Origin of the sequence: Niallia sp. NCCP-28 (assembly GCF_023168165.1) — a bacterium.
Classification (GTDB): Bacteria; Bacillota; Bacilli; order Bacillales; family Cytobacillaceae; genus Niallia.
The window spans coordinates 382,029-399,646 of the sequence record NZ_BQYJ01000004.1; the positions used below are offsets into that span (position 1 = coordinate 382,029).

At 34.5% G+C, this 17,618-nt stretch carries 16 protein-coding genes and 1 riboswitch; of the genes, 8 read left to right on the forward strand and 8 right to left on the reverse strand.

The window, feature by feature from the left end; genetic code table 11:
* Positions 1-23: 23 nt before the first annotated feature.
* A complete protein-coding gene (locus NCCP28_RS14400) occupies positions 24-317 on the reverse strand; it encodes a methyl-accepting chemotaxis protein (protein WP_282579578.1) in 294 nt (97 codons plus the stop codon).
* Between the two features lie 378 nt (positions 318-695).
* On the opposite strand from NCCP28_RS14400, the gene NCCP28_RS14405 reads away from it, so the two are divergent.
* From NCCP28_RS14405 to NCCP28_RS14425, 5 genes are all read left to right on the forward strand, one after another.
* Positions 696-2,333 carry a spore germination protein gene (locus NCCP28_RS14405; RefSeq protein ID WP_248562096.1) on the forward strand — a complete coding sequence of 546 codons (1,638 nt, stop codon included), beginning with the start codon at positions 696-698 and terminating at the stop codon, positions 2,331-2,333.
* The gene (locus tag NCCP28_RS14410) at positions 2,323-3,522 is read left to right on the forward strand and encodes a Ger(x)C family spore germination protein (RefSeq protein WP_248562097.1); all 1,200 of its coding nucleotides are present in this window, start codon (positions 2,323-2,325) and stop codon (positions 3,520-3,522) included. The genes NCCP28_RS14405 and NCCP28_RS14410 overlap by 11 nt, the downstream gene beginning before the upstream one ends.
* Before the next feature lie 28 nt (positions 3,523-3,550).
* A complete protein-coding gene (locus NCCP28_RS14415) occupies positions 3,551-4,663 on the forward strand; it encodes a GerAB/ArcD/ProY family transporter (RefSeq protein ID WP_248562098.1) in 1,113 nt (370 codons plus the stop codon).
* Between the two features lie 85 nt (positions 4,664-4,748).
* Positions 4,749-5,870 (forward strand): GerAB/ArcD/ProY family transporter, encoded by a 1,122-nt coding sequence (locus NCCP28_RS14420; RefSeq protein WP_248562099.1) that lies wholly within the window; start codon positions 4,749-4,751, stop codon positions 5,868-5,870.
* Positions 5,871-5,957: 87 nt separating this feature from the next.
* Positions 5,958-7,058 (forward strand): GerAB/ArcD/ProY family transporter, encoded by a 1,101-nt coding sequence (locus NCCP28_RS14425; RefSeq protein WP_248562100.1) that lies wholly within the window; start codon positions 5,958-5,960, stop codon positions 7,056-7,058.
* Here the strand turns inward: NCCP28_RS14425 and NCCP28_RS14430 are convergent.
* The 3 genes from NCCP28_RS14430 to NCCP28_RS14440 all read right to left on the reverse strand — a co-directional run bounded on the left by NCCP28_RS14430 (position 7,051) and on the right by NCCP28_RS14440 (position 9,336).
* Positions 7,051-7,278, reverse strand: coding sequence for a YczF family membrane protein (locus NCCP28_RS14430; RefSeq protein ID WP_248562101.1), 228 nt, complete (start codon positions 7,276-7,278; stop codon positions 7,051-7,053). The genes NCCP28_RS14425 and NCCP28_RS14430 overlap by 8 nt on opposite strands.
* Positions 7,279-7,478: 200 nt before the next feature.
* Entirely contained in the window at positions 7,479-8,660 is a 1,182-nt protein-coding gene (locus tag NCCP28_RS14435) for a NupC/NupG family nucleoside CNT transporter (protein WP_248562102.1), read from the reverse strand.
* A gap of 520 nt (positions 8,661-9,180) precedes the next feature.
* Complete coding sequence (locus tag NCCP28_RS14440; RefSeq protein WP_248562103.1) at positions 9,181-9,336, reverse strand: hypothetical protein; 156 nt, start codon at positions 9,334-9,336, stop codon at positions 9,181-9,183.
* Between the two features lie 164 nt (positions 9,337-9,500).
* Here NCCP28_RS14440 and NCCP28_RS14445 point away from each other — a divergent pair, with 164 nt between their 5' ends.
* The 3 genes from NCCP28_RS14445 to NCCP28_RS23845 all read left to right on the forward strand — a co-directional run bounded on the left by NCCP28_RS14445 (position 9,501) and on the right by NCCP28_RS23845 (position 13,877).
* Complete coding sequence (locus tag NCCP28_RS14445; protein WP_248562104.1) at positions 9,501-12,113, forward strand: S8 family serine peptidase; 2,613 nt, start codon at positions 9,501-9,503, stop codon at positions 12,111-12,113.
* 705 nt (positions 12,114-12,818) lie between these two features.
* Positions 12,819-13,301 carry a sigma-70 family RNA polymerase sigma factor gene (locus tag NCCP28_RS14450; protein WP_248562105.1) on the forward strand — a complete coding sequence of 161 codons (483 nt, stop codon included), beginning with the start codon at positions 12,819-12,821 and terminating at the stop codon, positions 13,299-13,301.
* 321 nt (positions 13,302-13,622) lie between these two features.
* Positions 13,623-13,877 (forward strand): YkvA family protein, encoded by a 255-nt coding sequence (locus tag NCCP28_RS23845; protein WP_375709407.1) that lies wholly within the window; start codon positions 13,623-13,625, stop codon positions 13,875-13,877.
* A 59-nt stretch (positions 13,878-13,936) separates the two neighbouring features.
* Here NCCP28_RS23845 and NCCP28_RS14460 read toward each other — a convergent pair whose 3' ends face one another.
* The 4 genes from NCCP28_RS14460 to NCCP28_RS14475 form a co-directional block, all read right to left on the reverse strand.
* Entirely contained in the window at positions 13,937-15,250 is a 1,314-nt protein-coding gene (locus NCCP28_RS14460) for a nucleobase:cation symporter-2 family protein (RefSeq protein ID WP_248562106.1), read from the reverse strand.
* Positions 15,251-15,252: 2 nt separating this feature from the next.
* Positions 15,253-15,861 (reverse strand): xanthine phosphoribosyltransferase, encoded by a 609-nt coding sequence (locus NCCP28_RS14465; RefSeq protein WP_248562107.1) that lies wholly within the window; start codon positions 15,859-15,861, stop codon positions 15,253-15,255.
* 100 nt (positions 15,862-15,961) lie between these two features.
* Positions 15,962-16,063, reverse strand: a riboswitch (purine riboswitch).
* 278 nt (positions 16,064-16,341) lie between these two features.
* Entirely contained in the window at positions 16,342-16,848 is a 507-nt protein-coding gene (locus NCCP28_RS14470) for a hypothetical protein (RefSeq protein WP_248562108.1), read from the reverse strand.
* The gene (locus tag NCCP28_RS14475; RefSeq protein WP_248562109.1) at positions 16,848-17,318 is read right to left on the reverse strand and encodes a hypothetical protein; all 471 of its coding nucleotides are present in this window, start codon (positions 17,316-17,318) and stop codon (positions 16,848-16,850) included. Before NCCP28_RS14475 ends, NCCP28_RS14470 begins: the two co-directional genes overlap by 1 nt.
* Positions 17,319-17,618 lie beyond the last annotated feature (300 nt).

Here is a 17,618-nt window from a genome sequence, read left to right on the forward strand (position 1 = left end):
TTTTCAGGCTTCTTAACTATATTTTATAGCTTGCTCGCAAAATCATTTAACTTTTTAGCCATCTGCTGAATTTCTTCCATCAACATAGAGGTTTGTTCAATCGATTTCGCTTGTATTTGTCCAATAGATGCAATTTTTTCAACTGACTGATTAATTAGGTTTGTCGCATCTTTTATTTGAGACATTGTATTGTTTATCGTTTGAGTAGATATAGCTGTTTCCTTCGAAAATTTGCGGATTTCATTCGCAACAACTTCAAATTCCTTTCCCTTTTCTCCTGCCCGGGCTGCTTCAATAACTGCATTTAATCTAAAGATTCTACTTTGTTATACATACATGCTTCTCTCCATCCTAAAAATATTTTATTCTTTCCTAATTATTATCATCTATTTTCTAAAGGCTATTTTTTTCAAAGTTTAGAGCTTTTGAATGAGTTGGTTGATTCCGATCCAATCAACCTATTTAACAACAGGGTTCAGCCTGACCTTTTACGATGAAACTTTTGCGACACGCTGAGAAATATTTCCTATTATTAAAATGAATACTTCTTTTAATGCGCAAATGTGCATCTAAATCAAATAAAATCTCATATGAATCTGCTTTATCCAATATGCATAAATTAGGAATTATGGGAAATTATTATAAAGACGATTTAAATGAATATATCATAATCACATATAATGGAGTATCAAACTATGAACAGTTCATGGAGCCGAATATTTACAAAAAACAAAAAAACAGTAGAATATGTCGATTTAGAATTAGATTCTATTTCAAAAGAATTGAGTACAGATGTAAATATCAATATTAAAAATATCAAGCAAGCGCTAGGAAATAGCAGTGATTTAACTTTAAGAGAATTTAAACTAGGAAAACCTTTTTCAAAAAAAGTTGCTACGCTTTATATAAATGGTCTAGCAGATAAACAAATTATGGGCTCCTTTATTATTGAACGGCTTATGGATGATATAAATATCGCTGAAAATGAAAAAATTCCTCCCTCAGAACAAATAGGCATCTATATTAAAGAACATCTATTAGCAATAACACATGTAGTAGAAGTAAAAGATTGGAAAAAACTATTTCTTTTGCTTCTATCAGGCCAAACAATCATTTTAATTGATGAATGCAACCAGGCAATTGCATGTGCAGCTCAAGGTGGAGAACTAAGGTCTATCTCAGAGCCTTTGTCAGAACCTTCCGTCAGAGGGCCTAGAGACAGTTTTACAGAATCGCTTATTACTAATACTTCTTTAATTCGAAGCAGAATTAAAACACCTGATCTATGGCTGGAAACAAGAGAAATCGGAGACATTACTCAAACGGAAATTGGCATTATGTATATTAATGGCATTGTCAATAACAAGCTTCTTCAGGAAGTCCGAGAACGGCTGGATAAAATAAAGGTAGATGACGTGTTTGGCTCAAGTACGATTGAAGAATGGATTTCCGATAAAATGGCTACTCCTTGGCCCACCATGTTTGTAACAGAAAGACCAGATGTCGTTGCTGGAAATTTACTAGAAGGAAGGGTTGTTATTTTTGTTAATGGAACTCCAAATCCTTTAATTTTGCCTGCGACGTGGATTCAATTTTTTCAAACAGCAGAAGACTATTACTTGCGCTGGTCTATTGTTGGTTTTTTGCGGTTAATTAGAATCTTATCCTTTATGATAACCTTGCTTGGTCCGTCACTTTTTATTGCCTTTTTATCTTTTCATCAGGAGTTGATTCCAACACCTTTATTGATTAATCTCGCAGCACAACGCCAGAATGTTCCCTTTCCGGTTATTATTGAAGCATTATTGATGGAATTTACCTTTGAAGTGTTACGTGAAGCGGGTGTAAGGATGCCTCGGCCAGTTGGCCAGGCTGTTTCCATCGTCGGTGCGTTAGTATTGGGTGATGCAGCGGTTTCTGCTGGAATTGTGTCAAGTGCAATGGTTATTGTTGTGGCAGCAACAGCCATTGCCAGTTTCACCATTCCTCATTATGCCATGACGGATGCAACGCGGCTGCTTCGTTTCAGCTTTATGATATTGGCTGCAACTTATGGCCTTTTTGGAATTGGGATAGGAGTAATTGTATTGGTTGCACACACTTGCAGCCTGCGATCATTTGGAATACCATATTTAGCTCCATTTTCTCCTATTATCATAGCAGATCTAAAGGATACAATTATCCGCCTACCTTTGCCGTTTATGACGAAGCGTCCTCGCTTAATAAATAAAGGGAATGCAAATAGAGTGGAGGGGACTGCTGATTTGGGCCCTACGGAGAGAAAAGAGAAGAAAGCAAATAATAAGCCTAAGAGTGATACTAATGAAACGTAATATATTTTTGATTTTTTTAATATGCAGTAATTTCCTATTTTTAGCTGGATGTTGGGATAGCAGAGAACTGCAAAAACTCAGCATTATATCTGGCATTGCCATCGATAAAGATGATAGTGCTGAAAATAGATATCTCGCAACTATTCAAATTATTAATCCATCACAAGTTTCTGGCGGAGAACAAGGAGGAAAAGTACAAGCAACTCCGGTAAGAACTTTTTCCGGCTCAGGCAGTACGCTTGCAGAGGCACTTCGGAAAATTTCGCCAATGGCACCAGGGCAACTTTTCTATCCTCATATTCAGGTAATGATATTAAGTGAAGAAGTTGCTACAGAGGGCATTCAAAACTTATTCGATTTAATTGAAAGGGATTCAAATTTCCGTCTGCTTTTCCCTGTTCTGATTGCAAAAGACACACCGGCAAAAAATATTCTTCAAGTAACCACGTCACTTAATCCCATTCCTTCTGATTCGATAGTAGACAATTTGGAAACCTCACAAAGTGAATGGGGAGAGTATATCAGTGTTCATGCGGATCAATTAATTGAAGAACTGAAGGGTGGAAACTTCGTTGTCTCAGGGGTTCAAATTAAAGGCGAAAAAGAACAAGGCAATAAAGGAGAAAATATTCAGCAAATATCTCCTGCAGCAAGTATAGAAATAGGGGGCCTTAGCCTTTTTAAAGATGGAAAACTTGAGAATTGGCTGGAACAAAATGAAGCACGGGGAACTACATGGATTATGGATGAAATGAAAAAAACTATCCTAACTCTTGATTCTGATGAAAAAAAAAATGCAATTGCTATTGAGGTCAATCGAGCCCAAACAACAATCAAAATTAAAATTAAAAAAAATCAGCCCATAATAAACATCTTTGTTAATGCTGAAGGAACCATTTCTGAAACCCTTGTCCCTGTTGACCTTTCACACTCAGCAAAAATAGAGCAGCTGGAAAAACAAATGGAAAAGGAGATAAAAAAAGAAATTCAATTAACCGTAGAATTGGCTCAGAAAGAAAAAAGTGATTTTTTAGGCTTTGATGAGTACGTCAACATTAAAGATAAAAAGTTATGGAAAAAAATTGCTGACACGTGGGATGAAGAAGTATTTCCTGAAGTGCAAGTAAATATCAATGTTGACGCATATATCCGTCGAACAGGCATGCGAATGAATCCTTCTAGTAAGTAGTCTTTTACAGAAAGGAGGGATTTCATATATGGAGAAGGCTAAATTAAGCGTTATACAATTATTTGCTATGATGTTTATGTTTAATATGGGGACTGCATTAGTTATAAGCTATGGAATTTCTGCCAAAAAAGACGCATGGTTTGCAATCCTTTTGTCTATGGCTGCAGGGATTATTCTTTTTTTCATCTACTACCTCTTATTTCGGCAATATCCTAAATTGCCTCTGACAAGTTATAGCAGAGAAATTTTCGGCAAATATTTAGGATGGGCAGTTGGTTTTTTATATATTCTTTATTTTTTGCATGTTTCTTCAAAAAACATTCGCGAACTTGGCGACTTATTTGTTTCATCTACTTTACAAGAAACACCACTAGTTGTAATCATCATTCCATTGGTTCTTGCAATTTGTTATGTGCTTTATATGGGCATCGAAGTATTGGCAAGAACTTCTGAAGTATTTATTGTGATTTTATTTTTATTCGGCATTGCAGGAAACTTTTTTGTATTAGTATCTGGAAATGTGGAATTTCATAATTTGCGTCCTTTTCTTGAAGATGGCTGGAAACCTATTTTAGATACTATTTTTCCATATACAATCACTTTCCCATTCGGAGAAATGATTGCATTTACCATGCTGCTCCCACTTTTAAATAAGTCGAAATATGTAAAGAAAGTCTGGCTTTCTGCTTTAATATCAAGCGGCTTGATTTTATCCTGGACCGTCAGTTTAAATATTGCTGTTCTTAGTGTAGAAGTAACGGAAAGAGCGACTTTTCCTACTTTAGCCACAGTTGGAAAAATAGATCTGTTGGACTTTGTACAAAGACTTGATGCAATAGTTGTATTTACGCTGCTGATCACAGTATTTTTTAAAGCATCTATCTATATCTATGTGGCTGTTATTGCAATCACAGATTTATTTGGGCTAAAAAATCATTATCGTATTACGTTTCCTATTGGGGTTATTGTTATTTATTTATCAATGGCAACATCTTCAAATATTCCGGAACATTCAGCAGAAGGTCAGTTGGAAGCATTTTATCTGCATCTGCCGCTTACAATTATTATACCGCTTGTTATGCTGATTGTTGCTTACATAAAAAAGTTCTTCAAGAAGAAAAAACCAGCTAGACCCTTGTAAAAAAAACAGCTTTCTTCTAACAATAAATACTAGTTAGCTCGATTTTTACTTACATGCTTTAAAGATAGGAGACATCTATTAGACAATGGAGAAAGCCAAAATTAGTGTTATTCAACTATTTGCGATGATGTTTATTTTTGAGATGGGAACTGCATTAGTTATCAGCTATGGCATAACAGCAAGAAAAGATGCATGGATTGCATCTCTCCTGTCAATGGGAGGGGGAATTATCTTATTTTTTATCTACTACTCCTTATTTCGGCAATACCCAAAACTTCCCCTCACAGGCTATATAAGAGAAATTTTTGGCAAATACTTAGGATGGATGATCGGTTTTATTTATATCATTTACTTTTTGTATATTGCTGCTAGAAACTTGCGGGAGCTCGGCGACTTATTAGTTTCATCTACTCTAAAAGAAACACCATTGATGGCTATCATCATCCCATTGGTTCTTGCAATCTGCTATGTAATATATATGGGAGCAGAAGTATTGGCTCGAACTTCCGAAGTATTTATTGTCATTTTATTTTTATTTGGAATTGTAGGGAATTTTCTTGCCTTGGTTTCTGGAAATGTAGAATTTCATAATTTGCTGCCAATCCTTGAACATGGATGGAAGCCAATTTTAACTACAGCTTTTCCAGAAATAATCGCGTTTCCCTTTGCAGAAGTGATTGTATTCACCATGCTGCTTCCCTTATTGAACAAACCGAAATATGCAAAAAGAGTTTGGCTTTCCTCCTTATTGTCAAGTGGCATTATCTTAAGCTGGACTGTTAGTTTAAATATCGCTGTTCTTGGAGTCCAAGTAACCGAAAGAGCAACATTTCCTACATTATCAACGGTAAGCAAGATTAATCTGATGGATTTTATACAAAGGCTTGATGCCATTATAGTGTTTACCCTATTGATTACCGTATTTTTTAAAGCTTCCATTTATCTATACGCTGCTGCTATAGGCATTGCAGATTTGTTTAAACTGGACAGCCATCATCGAATTGTGCTGCCAATCGGGACCGTAGTCATTTATTTATCACTAAACACGGCTTCCAATTTTTCCGAACACTTAGAAGAAGGAAAGCAACTATCCTATTATTTGCATGTACCGATGCTGATGGTTATCCCCCTTCTTTTGCTAATTATTTCTTTTATAAAAAAAACCTTTAAGAAAAAAACAATCAGCATTAGTGGTCATACCGATTAGTATAAAAAGCTGGCACGTCTAAAAGCTATTCTAATTAATTTAATATAATGCATATGCACTCTAAAGATAGGAGATATAGTGTAGACAATGGAGAAAGCAAAGATTAGTGTCATCCAACTATTTTCAATGATGTTTATATTTGAGATGGGAACTGCTTTAGTTATTAGCTATGGCATAACAGCTGGAAAGGATGCTTGGCTTGCTACTCTTTTATCAATGGGAGTCGGCGCGGTCTTATTTTTTATCTACTATTTATTATTTCGACAGTATCCAAAGCTTCCTCTCACAGGCTATATAAGAAAAATTCTCGGCAAGCATCTAGGATGGACGATAGGTTTTCTATATGTTTTATACTTCTTGTATATTGCTGCTAGAAACATTCGGGATATCAGTGCTTTACTTGCAACAACAACTTTAACTCAAACACCATTATTAGCCATCGCCATTCCCTTAGTCCTTGCAATCTGCTATGTCCTGTATATGGGAATAGAAGTGCTTGCAAGGACCTCTGAAGTATTTATTGTTATTTTAGTCTTTTTTGGACTGGCAGGAAATTTTTTTGTTTTGGTTTCAGGAAATGTAGATTTTCATAATTTGCTTCCTTTCCTTGAAAATGGATGGAAACCAGTTTTAACCACTGTTTTCCCTGAGACAATTATTTTTCCATTTGGAGAAATGATCGCATTTACAATACTTCTCCCTTTATTAAATAAACCAAAATACGTAAAAAAGGTCTGGCTTTCAGCTTTAGTATTAAGTGGAATTGCCTTAAGCTGGACTGTTAGTTTAAATATCTCTGTTCTTGGAGTAGAAGGAATGAAAAATGCTACATTTCCCACTTTAGCAACAGTCAGCAAGGTTAATTTGCTGGATTTTATACAAAGGCTTGATGCTCTTGTGGTGTTTACTCTATTGATTACCGTGTTTTTTAAAGCATCTATTTTTATATATGTTGCAATTATTGGAATTACGGACTTATTTAAACTAAAAAGCCATCATCGAATTGTATTGCCAGTCGGGACCATTGTCATCTATTTATCGCTAAACATGGCTTCTAATTTTGTAGAACATTTAAATGAAGGAAAGGAAATGATCTATTCTATGCATATACCAATGATACTAATTATTCCTTTAATCCTATTGCTCATTTCCTTTCTACGCAAAAGATTCACAAAAAATTCTAGTTAGAACGATTCGATTTACTTTTTATAATCATTATAATTTGATGGCTAATAACAATTAGAAAAAGTCCTGTCAACATCACATATTCTCCTGCATCCATTACCCGGAATGGATTTATTAGATGAGATAAAGATTGTGAGAGGCTAAAATTCATGGAAAGATCTAATAATATGACTAGGGATACGGAACAAAATAGAATCATAAGAAAGATGCCTAATATTTTCATTCTTTATTTCTCCTTTGCTAAGCAATTTACTTTTATAGTATTGGTAAAATTGAAGTAAATAACCTAACGAAAGAGCAAGAATAACAGCATCATTTTTATTTTGCTGTTTCTGCCCATTGCTCCACAGCACTCTGCAGCGCATGATTTTTTATACAGATAATAAAAAAAGACTAGGCAGATGCCCAGTCTCCTTTCATTACCTATATAAACAATCCAACAACTGTCGCAGTCAACACCGAAGCTAATGTTGCTGTCAGAAGCATTTTCAAACCAAATTTTGCAACAATGTCAGCCTTTTCTCCATTAATGGCTTGAATGGAACCAGAGATAATGCCGATGCTTGCGAAATTAGCGAATGATACTAAAAAGGTGGAAACAATGCCGACCGTTTTTTCTGACAAACTTGGAATCAGCTCTTGGAACTGAAGCATTGCCACAAATTCATTTGCCGCAAGTTTTGTTCCCATTACAGAACCAGCTGTAACCATTTCATTTGCAGGAATTCCCATGATCCAAGCGACTGGTGCAAAAATATAGCCAAGCATTTCAGTAAAACTCATACCAAAAATACTGTTAAAAAATCCATTAATTAATGCAAGCAATCCAACATATGCCACAAGCATTGCCGCAACAATTAAAGCTACTTTTCCACCGTCTAAAGCACCTGCCGAAATGGCTCCAAAAACAGAATTCGAATTGGATACCTCTTTAATATTAATTGTTTCATCTTCATTCTTTTTAATAGGAGCGACTAAAGTTGCTATAATAAGAGAGGATAAAGAATTTAAAAGCATCGCAACCAGCACATATTTTGCCGGAATCATATTTATATATGCCCCCATAATGGATGCCGAAACAGATGCCATTGCAGAAGTGCAGACAACAAATAACTTATTTGCATTCATTGTATTTAAATGTGATTTAATAGCAAGCAATGATTCTGATTGTCCAAAAAAGATAGAATTTATGCTGTTAAACGTAACAACCTTGGAAAGACCAGTTATTTTCGCCAACGTTCCCCCAATATATTTAATCGCCAAAGGCAGTACTCTTATATGTGTCAATAAAGATAATAGAGTAGATGTAAAAATAATAAGCATTAATACATTGATAAAAAACACGCTGGAGCCTTCTGGAACTAGTCCACCTGTTACAAAATTAACGCCTTCATATCCATAGTTTAATACATCAGAAACACCATTCGATACAGATTCAATTATTTTAAGGCCAGCTGTTGTTTTAAACATAATAATCGTAACAATAAACTCGAGCACCATTAGAATAATAATTGCTCTGTAGTTGATATTCTTGCGATCATTTGAAAGAATAAATGCGACTGCCAGTGTAATAAAAATCCCCAAAATCCCAATAACGATTGACAAAACCAAAACTCCTCCTAGTTGTATTTTCGTGTGCAAGTATTTTATTCCCACAAAGTGGAAGTATCAGTCGAATTTAAAAATTTAACACAAATATGCATGGAATATATTATTTCTAAATATTAATTATCTTAAATAATAAAGTGATCCTTCAATCAGGCCTCTACAAGCAAGTTATCCTCCCTCTAGCATTTCTCATCTTCTCTTAAAATCTACAGGAAAGGGACAAAATCCCATTAATGCGTGATACATTTATTATTTCTCCATCTATTTAATATCCAATAAAATACATATCCAAATCAACTAAATTAATCATCCGAAAATTATTTCACACAAATTTTTATGATACTAAAGAAGACGGTGGTTGTCATCTATTTAACCGAAAAAATAAAAAGAAAATAACGGTATCTATCGCTCTCCGAAAAGATAGCGCTTTACACCCGTTTTACTTATTATCAGATTCTACAAACTAGAAAAAATCTGATTATATCCAACAAAAAAAGGCCTTAGAAAAGCCTCCTCCTTATTTTCCTATTATATTCAGCACCTCTTTTACAGAAGAATAAAATGCAATTGATATATTTGAAAATTTTTTCATATTGATACTATTTTGAGTCATTTCTGGTTTCATGCCGCTTATAATCAGTTCTGTACCCATTAAACTTAATAAATGATACAACTTTATAATTCCTTGATGCATTGCTTCATCTTTATACTCCCCTCTTTTTACCCCTAGCTAAAATTTCACTTCTATTAGTTTTAAATATATTACTTTCTCCAAAAAACCCTATATACTAATCTATGTAAATAAGTTTGGCTATTAAAAGTAGAGGACGAGTGCAGATGAAAAAAATTATGGGATTATTTTTTTTCGTAGTATTATTGATTTTTTCATCAAGTGTATCTGCAGAAGAAATGGAAGTAGAAAGCAAAATTTCTAAATTTAATACAAAAGAATTATTTGATGCAAAAAAGGACTTTAACGCAAAAGAACTGGTCATTAAATTCAAAAAAAATGTCAGTGAAAAAAAGAGATGGGAAATATTATTAGCTGCCCGTCTAAAGGAAGATTCCTATCTAAAAGGATTCTCTCTTGTTAAAACCACATCAGATGAAGATTTAAAAACATTGGCAGACACACTGCTAAAAAAGAAAGAAATTGAGTTTGTCGAACCAAACTATAAAATTAAAGCTTCCTATACACCTAAAGATTCTAATTACAATAAACAATGGTATTTAAAAAAGATTAATACCGAAAAAGCTTGGAACACAACAAAAGGCTCTTCTGCTATTACGATTGCTGTACTTGATGCTGGGATGCAGACAGGACACCCTGAATTCAAAGGCAGAATTACAAATCCTTATAATGCAGTAACTGGCGGGAATTCTCTTACTCCAAGCAGTCATGGAACACATGTAGCCGGCATTCTTGCAGCTGCCAATGACAATAAAGGCACAGTTGGAGTCGCTCCAAATGTTAACATTATGCCTGTTGATATTTTTGATGGGGAATTTGCAGATACATATGATGAAGCAACTGGGCTAATCTATGCAGCAGATAAGGGAGCAAATATCATCAATATGAGTTTTGGCAGTAAATACTATGCCTATGCAGAAGCATACGCTATTCAATATGCCGCATCAAAAGGAGTCGTGTTAATTGCAGCTGCTGGAAATGATGCAAGTTCAAAAAACTATTATCCAGCAGGATATGATTCGGTTATCTCAGTAGCTGCTACAGATGAAAGTGACCACAGCTCCTATTATTCCAATTATGGGAGTTCTATTGATATTTCAGCTCCTGGTGATGATATTTATTCTACTGTTCCGAACAATAAATATGGGTATATGTCCGGAACTTCCATGGCAACCCCTATTGTATCTGGAACAGCAGCACTTGTATTATCGAAAAATCCACTTTTATCTGCAACAGATGTAAAGAATATTTTGATTAAATCGACAAAAGATCTTGGAGCTAATGGATGGGATTATTTATTTGGATATGGCCGCATTGATGCGGAAAAAGCAGTGAAAAACACTCCAGCTCCTTTTGGCACTTTATCTGTAGACACTATATATAAAATAAAAGGAAATAATAAGTTGAAGTTCTCTGTTCCTATTTATAAAGGAACAAAAGTAACGGCCAGAATCGAAAATTCACAGAAAAAAACCATTCGAACAATTATTTCCAATAAAACTTGGAATGGAGGCAAATTGTCTAGTTCATGGGACGGAAAAGATGATAAGAATGATTTTGCAGCTGACGGCAAATATACACTAGTTGTAAAAGCAACAAATGGGAAAGAAACAGTCCATCAAACCAAAGAAATAAAAGTAATTAATGAAATTAAACCTATTGTCACCATTAGCGGCAGTTCATCCATTAGTTTTTCACCGGCAATAAAAAACAAAGGCACCACTAGTTTCAACTTGAATAAAAGTGCCAAAGTAGAGGCAAAAATAACTGCCAGCAAAGGAAAAACAGTGAAAACCCTCCTATCTCAGAAATCACTTGCTAAAGGGAATCATCCTTTAACATGGGATGGAAAAAACAATAGCAATAATGTAGTACCAGACGGCACTTATCAACTTTTCTTATCTGCTGTCGACATGCACAAACAGAAGGCTGACCCTAAAAAACTGAAAATGATTGTGGATACAAAGGGGCCAGATGTAAAAGAAAAACTTGCTTTTTCCATTTTTAAACTAGATGGCCAAAAACAGCAAACAGCTACTATGGAATTGACAGAACAAGCAGAAGTCAGCGTCTTTATCAAAACAGACAAAGGCACCACTGTAACGAAAATAACTGCCAGCAAAATAATCAAAGCAGGAAAAACTCTATTTTACTGGAATGGACGAACAGATAAAAACACCATTGTTCCTGAAGGAAAATATTATTATTATTACGAAGCAAAAGATAAAGTTGGGAATATTATCAAAAAAAAGGGCAGTCTATTTACAATTCAAAATTGGCAAAAACCTATAATAACCGTTAATCCAACTTTTTACTATAAAACAAAAGGAAATCTGACCATTCCATTTACTGCTTCTAAAGATGGTACTGCTAAATTAGAAATATATAATGGCAGCGTACCTGTTGAGTCCATGCAAAAACAAGTGGCCCAAGGTGCACAATCTATGAATTGGGACGGAACAGATAAAAACGGGAAAATCCTGAATGATGGAACCTACCAGCTGAAGTTTACATTAGTGGATAAATATAAACAAACAACCACCCAAACAGCTAAATTAATTGTTGGTCTTGAGCCTATTGCCATAAAAGCACCAGCCATCGTTCAGTACGACTACAATAATCCGCAGAAAATAGATGTATTTTACCGCATCTCGCATAATGCTGCTATTACTATCAATATATTGGATTCAAACAATGAATTAGTTAAAATCATCCAAAATAACAAACTTCAAAATCCAGGAATCAGCAAATTCAGTTGAGATGGCAGCACAAATAAGGACTATTATGGATATGCAAAAGGCTATTTTTATGAAATAACAGCTGTTAATGCTGTTGGAAACAAAAAAATCGTCAAAGGCTCGCTTTCAGCAGATCAACCAACTTGGCTAACGAGGGAAGAAATTACTGGGGTACCTGGCGATAAAGCTTATTACAAAGGCTTAAATATCCTTACAACTATAGATGAGAATACAACATTAGAATTGACTGTATATAATCTGCCTTCTAAAAGCAAAGTGGATTATAAAAAATTTCCTCTAACAAAGGGATCGAACATAAACTATTATAAAAAAATTTCTGATGACAAAGATTACTTGTATAAGCTGACATACACCGATGAACTTGGAAATAAATACGAAAAGGAATATGCAGAAACTGATTTTTAACTGGATAGAAACAAGCTGTACATTATTTGCAGCTTGTTTTTTATTGGGGGACGGCAATTTTTGCAAAAAAATTGATATTAAAAAAAACTAAAAATAACTAGCCAAAATAGAAAAGCAATATACTAAAACAGAAACAATAAAGCTGCTTTCTATTAAGTTTAAACCCGATTTCACTCATTTCCCCCTCCTTTTTCCTTCCAATCCTATTGTTTCTTCTTTCGCTTCCCCCTATTTTTTCCTATAAAGTAAAGTGCACCTAGGAATAAAAAAGAAAAGTGCTTTTCTAAAAGGAAAAGAAGCATGTACGAATCCAATATAGAAATTTTAATCGAACAATATACACCAATGATCTACCATATGATCCAAAAGCTCTCTATTTATAAAAACAAAGAAGAATTTATTCAAATAGGGTTGATCAGCATTTGGGAGACTGCCCATACCTTTCATTCAGACAAAGGGCAATACAGCAGCTATCTTTACAAGCATATGCGCGGCAGATTTTTAGATGAACTAAAGAAACGGACAAAAGATCAAGAACGCTATGTTCATCCAGAAGAAGAATTCTGGTCTTATATAGAAAGCCCGGAACTCTATAAAGAGGAGGAATATGCCATCCGCCAACTATGCAAAACGCTGACAGATTGCCAAACAAAATGGGTTATTTATACGATAATCTATCAGTGGACAATAAAGGAAATTGCAGAAAAAGAAAAAGTCTCTCTATCTGCCGTAAAATGGTGGAAAAAGGGAGCTCTTGAGAAACTTAGAAGCATATTAGGTTAAATTTGCTACATTTTTATTCCATATCGGTGCAATTTTTATCTATATTGTTGCATTTTTACCGCCTTTTGGTGCAGTTTTTTTCTATATAGCTATTTTTCGACAAAAATCGACAATACTCTTCTTCCGATTCTGGTAAAATTATAAATTAATATCAATCAAAAGGAGGATTTACCAATCGAAAAGTCTCCAGAAGAATTAAACAAAGAACTAGAAGCGAACCAAAAACATTATTCCGATGAAAAATTTTGGACTAAATTAAAAAGATATGCAAAAAAGGCGGGCTCTGCTGTTGTATATGCTGTATTACTTTTATACTTCACCTTGCAAAAACCAGAAGTTCCTGCAAAAACAAAAGCAATAATCATTGGCGCATTGGGTTATTTCATTCTGCCTCTTGACCTTATTCCTGACGTTGCTGCAGGTTTTGGCTTTACAGATGATTTAGGAGTGCTCGGAATTGCCCTCCTGCAAGCAGCCATGTATATAGATGATGATATAAAGTCAAAGGCGAAAACAAAATTAGAAGAATGGTTCGGGAGCAATGTAGATACATCAGAGATTGATGACAAAATATGAGGAGTATTTTGGAAAAATAAAGGCCTATCCCCGCATACAAAGGGACAGACCTTTATTTTTTATGATGCTTTCTGTTCGCTCACTTCTGGCTGCACTGCTTTTCTTTGGAAATTTGGTACCATATTAAATAATATATTTAATACAATCGCTGTAAAACTGCCTGCTACAATTCCACTTTGCGCTAAAATGCGGACAGTTTCTGGCAACTTTATAAAAAGATCCGGAACAACTGTTACGCCTAAACCCATACCAACAGAGCATGCCAAGATAAGCAAATTGCCTTGTTTATTAAAATCAACTTGGCTTAACATTTTCACACCATACGCTACAACCATTCCAAACATGGCAAGAGAAGCTCCTCCAAGTACTGGAGTTGGAATTAATGTAGTAATAGCCGCTACTTTTGGCAAGAATCCCAATATAACAAGGATTGTACCAGCTGCAAAAATGGCATTTTTTGTTTTGACGCCTGTTAATTGCACTAAACCAACATTTTGAGAATATGCCGTATATGGGAAAGAATTTAAAATTCCTCCTAATACAGAAGCAAGCCCTTCTGAACGATAGCCTCTTGCTAAATCCTTTTCTGTTACTTTTTGTTTTGTAATATCTCCTAAAGCAAGGTAAACCCCAGTGGATTCGATTAAGCTGACAATCGCGACTAAAATCATAGTAATAATGGACGAAAGTTCAAAAGTAGGAGCACCGAAATAAAACGGCTTAATGCCATGAAACCATGATGCTTCACCAACTTTTGAGAAATCAACCATACCCAGCATACTTGCAACAATTGTTCCAGCAACTAATCCAACTAGAATAGAAATTGTTTTTAAAAAGCCAGTTGCAAATTTATTTAATAAAAGAATAAAAGCTAATACGCTAAATGCTAAAATCAAATTTTTAGGATCCCCAAAGTTCTCGCTGCCTTGGCCCCCTGCCATATCATTGATTGCGACAGGAATTAATGTTAATCCAATAATTGTTACAACAGAACCAGTAACAATGGGAGGGAAAAATTTTACTAATTTACTGAAAACAGAAGAAATAATGACAATAAAAATCCCAGAAGCAATGATTGCTCCATAAATTGCCGTAACTCCATGCTGTACGCCAATTGCAATCATCGGTGATACAGCAGTAAAGGTACATCCCAGCATAACTGGCAAACCAATGCCAAAAAACTTATTTTTCCAAACTTGCAGCAATGTAGCAATTCCACATGTCAATAAATCAATAGATACTAAATAAGTAAGTTGTTCAAAAGAAAGATTTAATGCTCCACCAACAATTAATGGTACAAGTACAGCACCAGCATACATTGCCAGTACATGCTGCAGACCAATAGACCAAGTTTTTACTGGGCTATTTCCCATGTTTAATTTCCTCCTGCGAATGCTTTTTCTAATTGTCTGTCTTTTGCAAATTGAACTTTTCCGTCTTTTAGAGCTTCAATTCTTGCCAATGATTCCAGGCGATAGCCTTTAGCAATCAGATCATCCGCACCAGGCTGGAAAGATTTCTCAATTAAAATGCCAATGCCGCTAACTTTAGCTCCAGCTTGTTCAACTAAACTTGCAAGCCCTAGAGCCGCTTGTCCATTCGCAAGGAAATCATCAATAATCATTACATTGTCGCCTTTTGTTATATATTTATTAGAAACGGTAATTTCATTTGATTCTTGTTTTGTAAAGGAATAAACAGTTGCTGTATAAAGATCTGTTGTTAATGTTAAGGATTTTCTTTTTCTTGCAAAAATCACAGGCACATTTAATGCTAGGCCAGTCATGATTGCAGGAGCAATACCAGATGACTCAATCGTTAATATTTTTGTGATGGATTCACCCTTAAATCTTTCCGCAAATTCCAAGCCAATTTCTTTCATAAGAACTGGATCCATTTGATGGTTGATAAAAGAATCTACCTTCAACACATTTTCGCTTAATACGATGCCTTCTGATTCAATCTTTTCTTTTAATAGCTTCATTTCCTCTAAATCGCTCCTTCAAAAAAAAATAAGGGAACAGCAGTTTACTACGAAAGTAAGCCGCTGTTCCCTTATCTATTAGCCAATTAAAACTGGCTAATATATATAGGCGCTTACTCGTAGTCAGATAATTTACGGTTATCCGGTAGAAACTCGCAGGCCCTATTCCTGCTATTATACGAGAATATTATAAATAATTTTGTTTTAGACATTTGAATTATAACGGAATAATCGAAAAATGAAAACAGTTTTTTAGCAAAAGGCGAAAATTACCTAAAGAATTAGATTATATTGTTCATATTTTGATCTATTTCTTCAAAAATAATATCCGTTTCTTCTTAATGTTTTCCTTTTTTCTGAAAATAATATTGTTGTTTTTTTACATCCATTTACTCTCTGCATATATTCAGATAAAAAGAAGTGATTCTATTGAAATCATGCTATTATATTACTTCAAAAGGCTCTCAGAATCAGCATTTTTTATGAAGAAACTGGCTTTTCATAATTCATCCGCTTTTTTATATAGCGGTAATACAGCCCTGTGATTGTTTGAGTGACAATAAAAAAAACAACAGAGTAGGAAAGTTTATAGCCATTTTGAAACTCTATAATATGCACCTTTGTCAACAACCAGCTTGTTCCATACCCGATAGCTCCCCATATTAGCACATACCAAATGAATTTTTGTTTTTTTATCTTAAAAAAATCATAAAAATAGATAAAAAAATAACCGCTTGGCGCTAGATTTAAAAAATAAAGAAAATCAAAAATTTCATAATGATTATTATCATTTAAACTGTAAAAATCTATAAGCCCTGTTCCAATAATAATATCAAACAGCATACCGCTGACAGAACCCCAAACCAAACTCAACATGGTAATATAGCGAGGCAGCCTTTTTGGCAAGATAAAAAAAATAGTCCACATCCCAATAAGCATTCCTAATATAAGCCACTCATTTAAGTCAAAGCTATCCCACAGTTTCATTAGTTGACTACCTCGCGATAGGATAATTTACGATATGTTTTGCAGAAATAGGCTGCGATAACATGCAATGCAATAAAATAGATTCCATCATATGCCAAACTCCACTTTTTATAAGAAATAATCTCATAATGATTGCATATAGCTGTCATTATCAGCAAAAACACAATGGAAACACACGCACTTAGCATTTTCCTAAACAGAGACTTTCGTTTGCTGATGGCATTTAAAAAAATAAGAAGAACAAAAGGGATGGCAATATACCAAAATAAATTATACGAAATAAAGTACAAATGATTGGTTGTAATTTTTATCAGCTTCCATTCTCCTTCCAGCAGCCAAGCGTAATGAATATTAAAAATTAGAATAACTAAATAAACAAAAGTATTATCAGCAATTGTTAAGTTTTTTTTCAATACAGCAAACAGAGAGGCAACAAGCCAAACGACTAAGAAGAAAAAAGTAAATTCCATAGTTTTCCACCTTTATTCATTATGATTCGGTTCACCTATTAGGGTCATGTTATTATTTCCATTTTTATAAAAAATATCCGTTCTTATCAAAAAAGCAGAAATAGATGAACGTCTGACGAGTGCGGTGAAGTACAGCAAATCTAAACGGAGACAATAAGCATGCGGGAAAATTCTTGCTGAGTGGGAAAAAGATCAAAATATGTGATTTCTTCCATAGCGGTTCGATTCTGTTGTTGCACGATCACCCCTATGATATAACTTACTCTGTAAGCAAATTTTGCTATAAAATTTTCAGCAAAA

Coding starts and splice junctions, on each gene's coding strand:
- NCCP28_RS14470 (WP_248562108.1), bottom strand. CDS start 16,848: ATGAAACTGTGGGATAGCTTTGACTTAAATGAGTGGCTTATATTAGGA.
- NCCP28_RS14415 (WP_248562098.1), top strand. CDS start 3,551: ATGGAGAAGGCTAAATTAAGCGTTATACAATTATTTGCTATGATGTTT.
- NCCP28_RS14420 (WP_248562099.1), top strand. CDS start 4,749: ATGGAGAAAGCCAAAATTAGTGTTATTCAACTATTTGCGATGATGTTT.
- NCCP28_RS14445 (WP_248562104.1), top strand. CDS start 9,501: ATGAAAAAAATTATGGGATTATTTTTTTTCGTAGTATTATTGATTTTT.
- NCCP28_RS14460 (WP_248562106.1), bottom strand. CDS start 15,250: ATGGGAAATAGCCCAGTAAAAACTTGGTCTATTGGTCTGCAGCATGTA.
- NCCP28_RS14405 (WP_248562096.1), top strand. CDS start 696: ATGAACAGTTCATGGAGCCGAATATTTACAAAAAACAAAAAAACAGTA.
- NCCP28_RS14430 (WP_248562101.1), bottom strand. CDS start 7,278: ATGAAAATATTAGGCATCTTTCTTATGATTCTATTTTGTTCCGTATCC.
- NCCP28_RS14410 (WP_248562097.1), top strand. CDS start 2,323: ATGAAACGTAATATATTTTTGATTTTTTTAATATGCAGTAATTTCCTA.
- NCCP28_RS14465 (WP_248562107.1), bottom strand. CDS start 15,861: ATGAAGCTATTAAAAGAAAAGATTGAATCAGAAGGCATCGTATTAAGC.
- NCCP28_RS14425 (WP_248562100.1), top strand. CDS start 5,958: ATGGAGAAAGCAAAGATTAGTGTCATCCAACTATTTTCAATGATGTTT.
- NCCP28_RS14475 (WP_248562109.1), bottom strand. CDS start 17,318: ATGGAATTTACTTTTTTCTTCTTAGTCGTTTGGCTTGTTGCCTCTCTG.
- NCCP28_RS14450 (WP_248562105.1), top strand. CDS start 12,819: ATGTACGAATCCAATATAGAAATTTTAATCGAACAATATACACCAATG.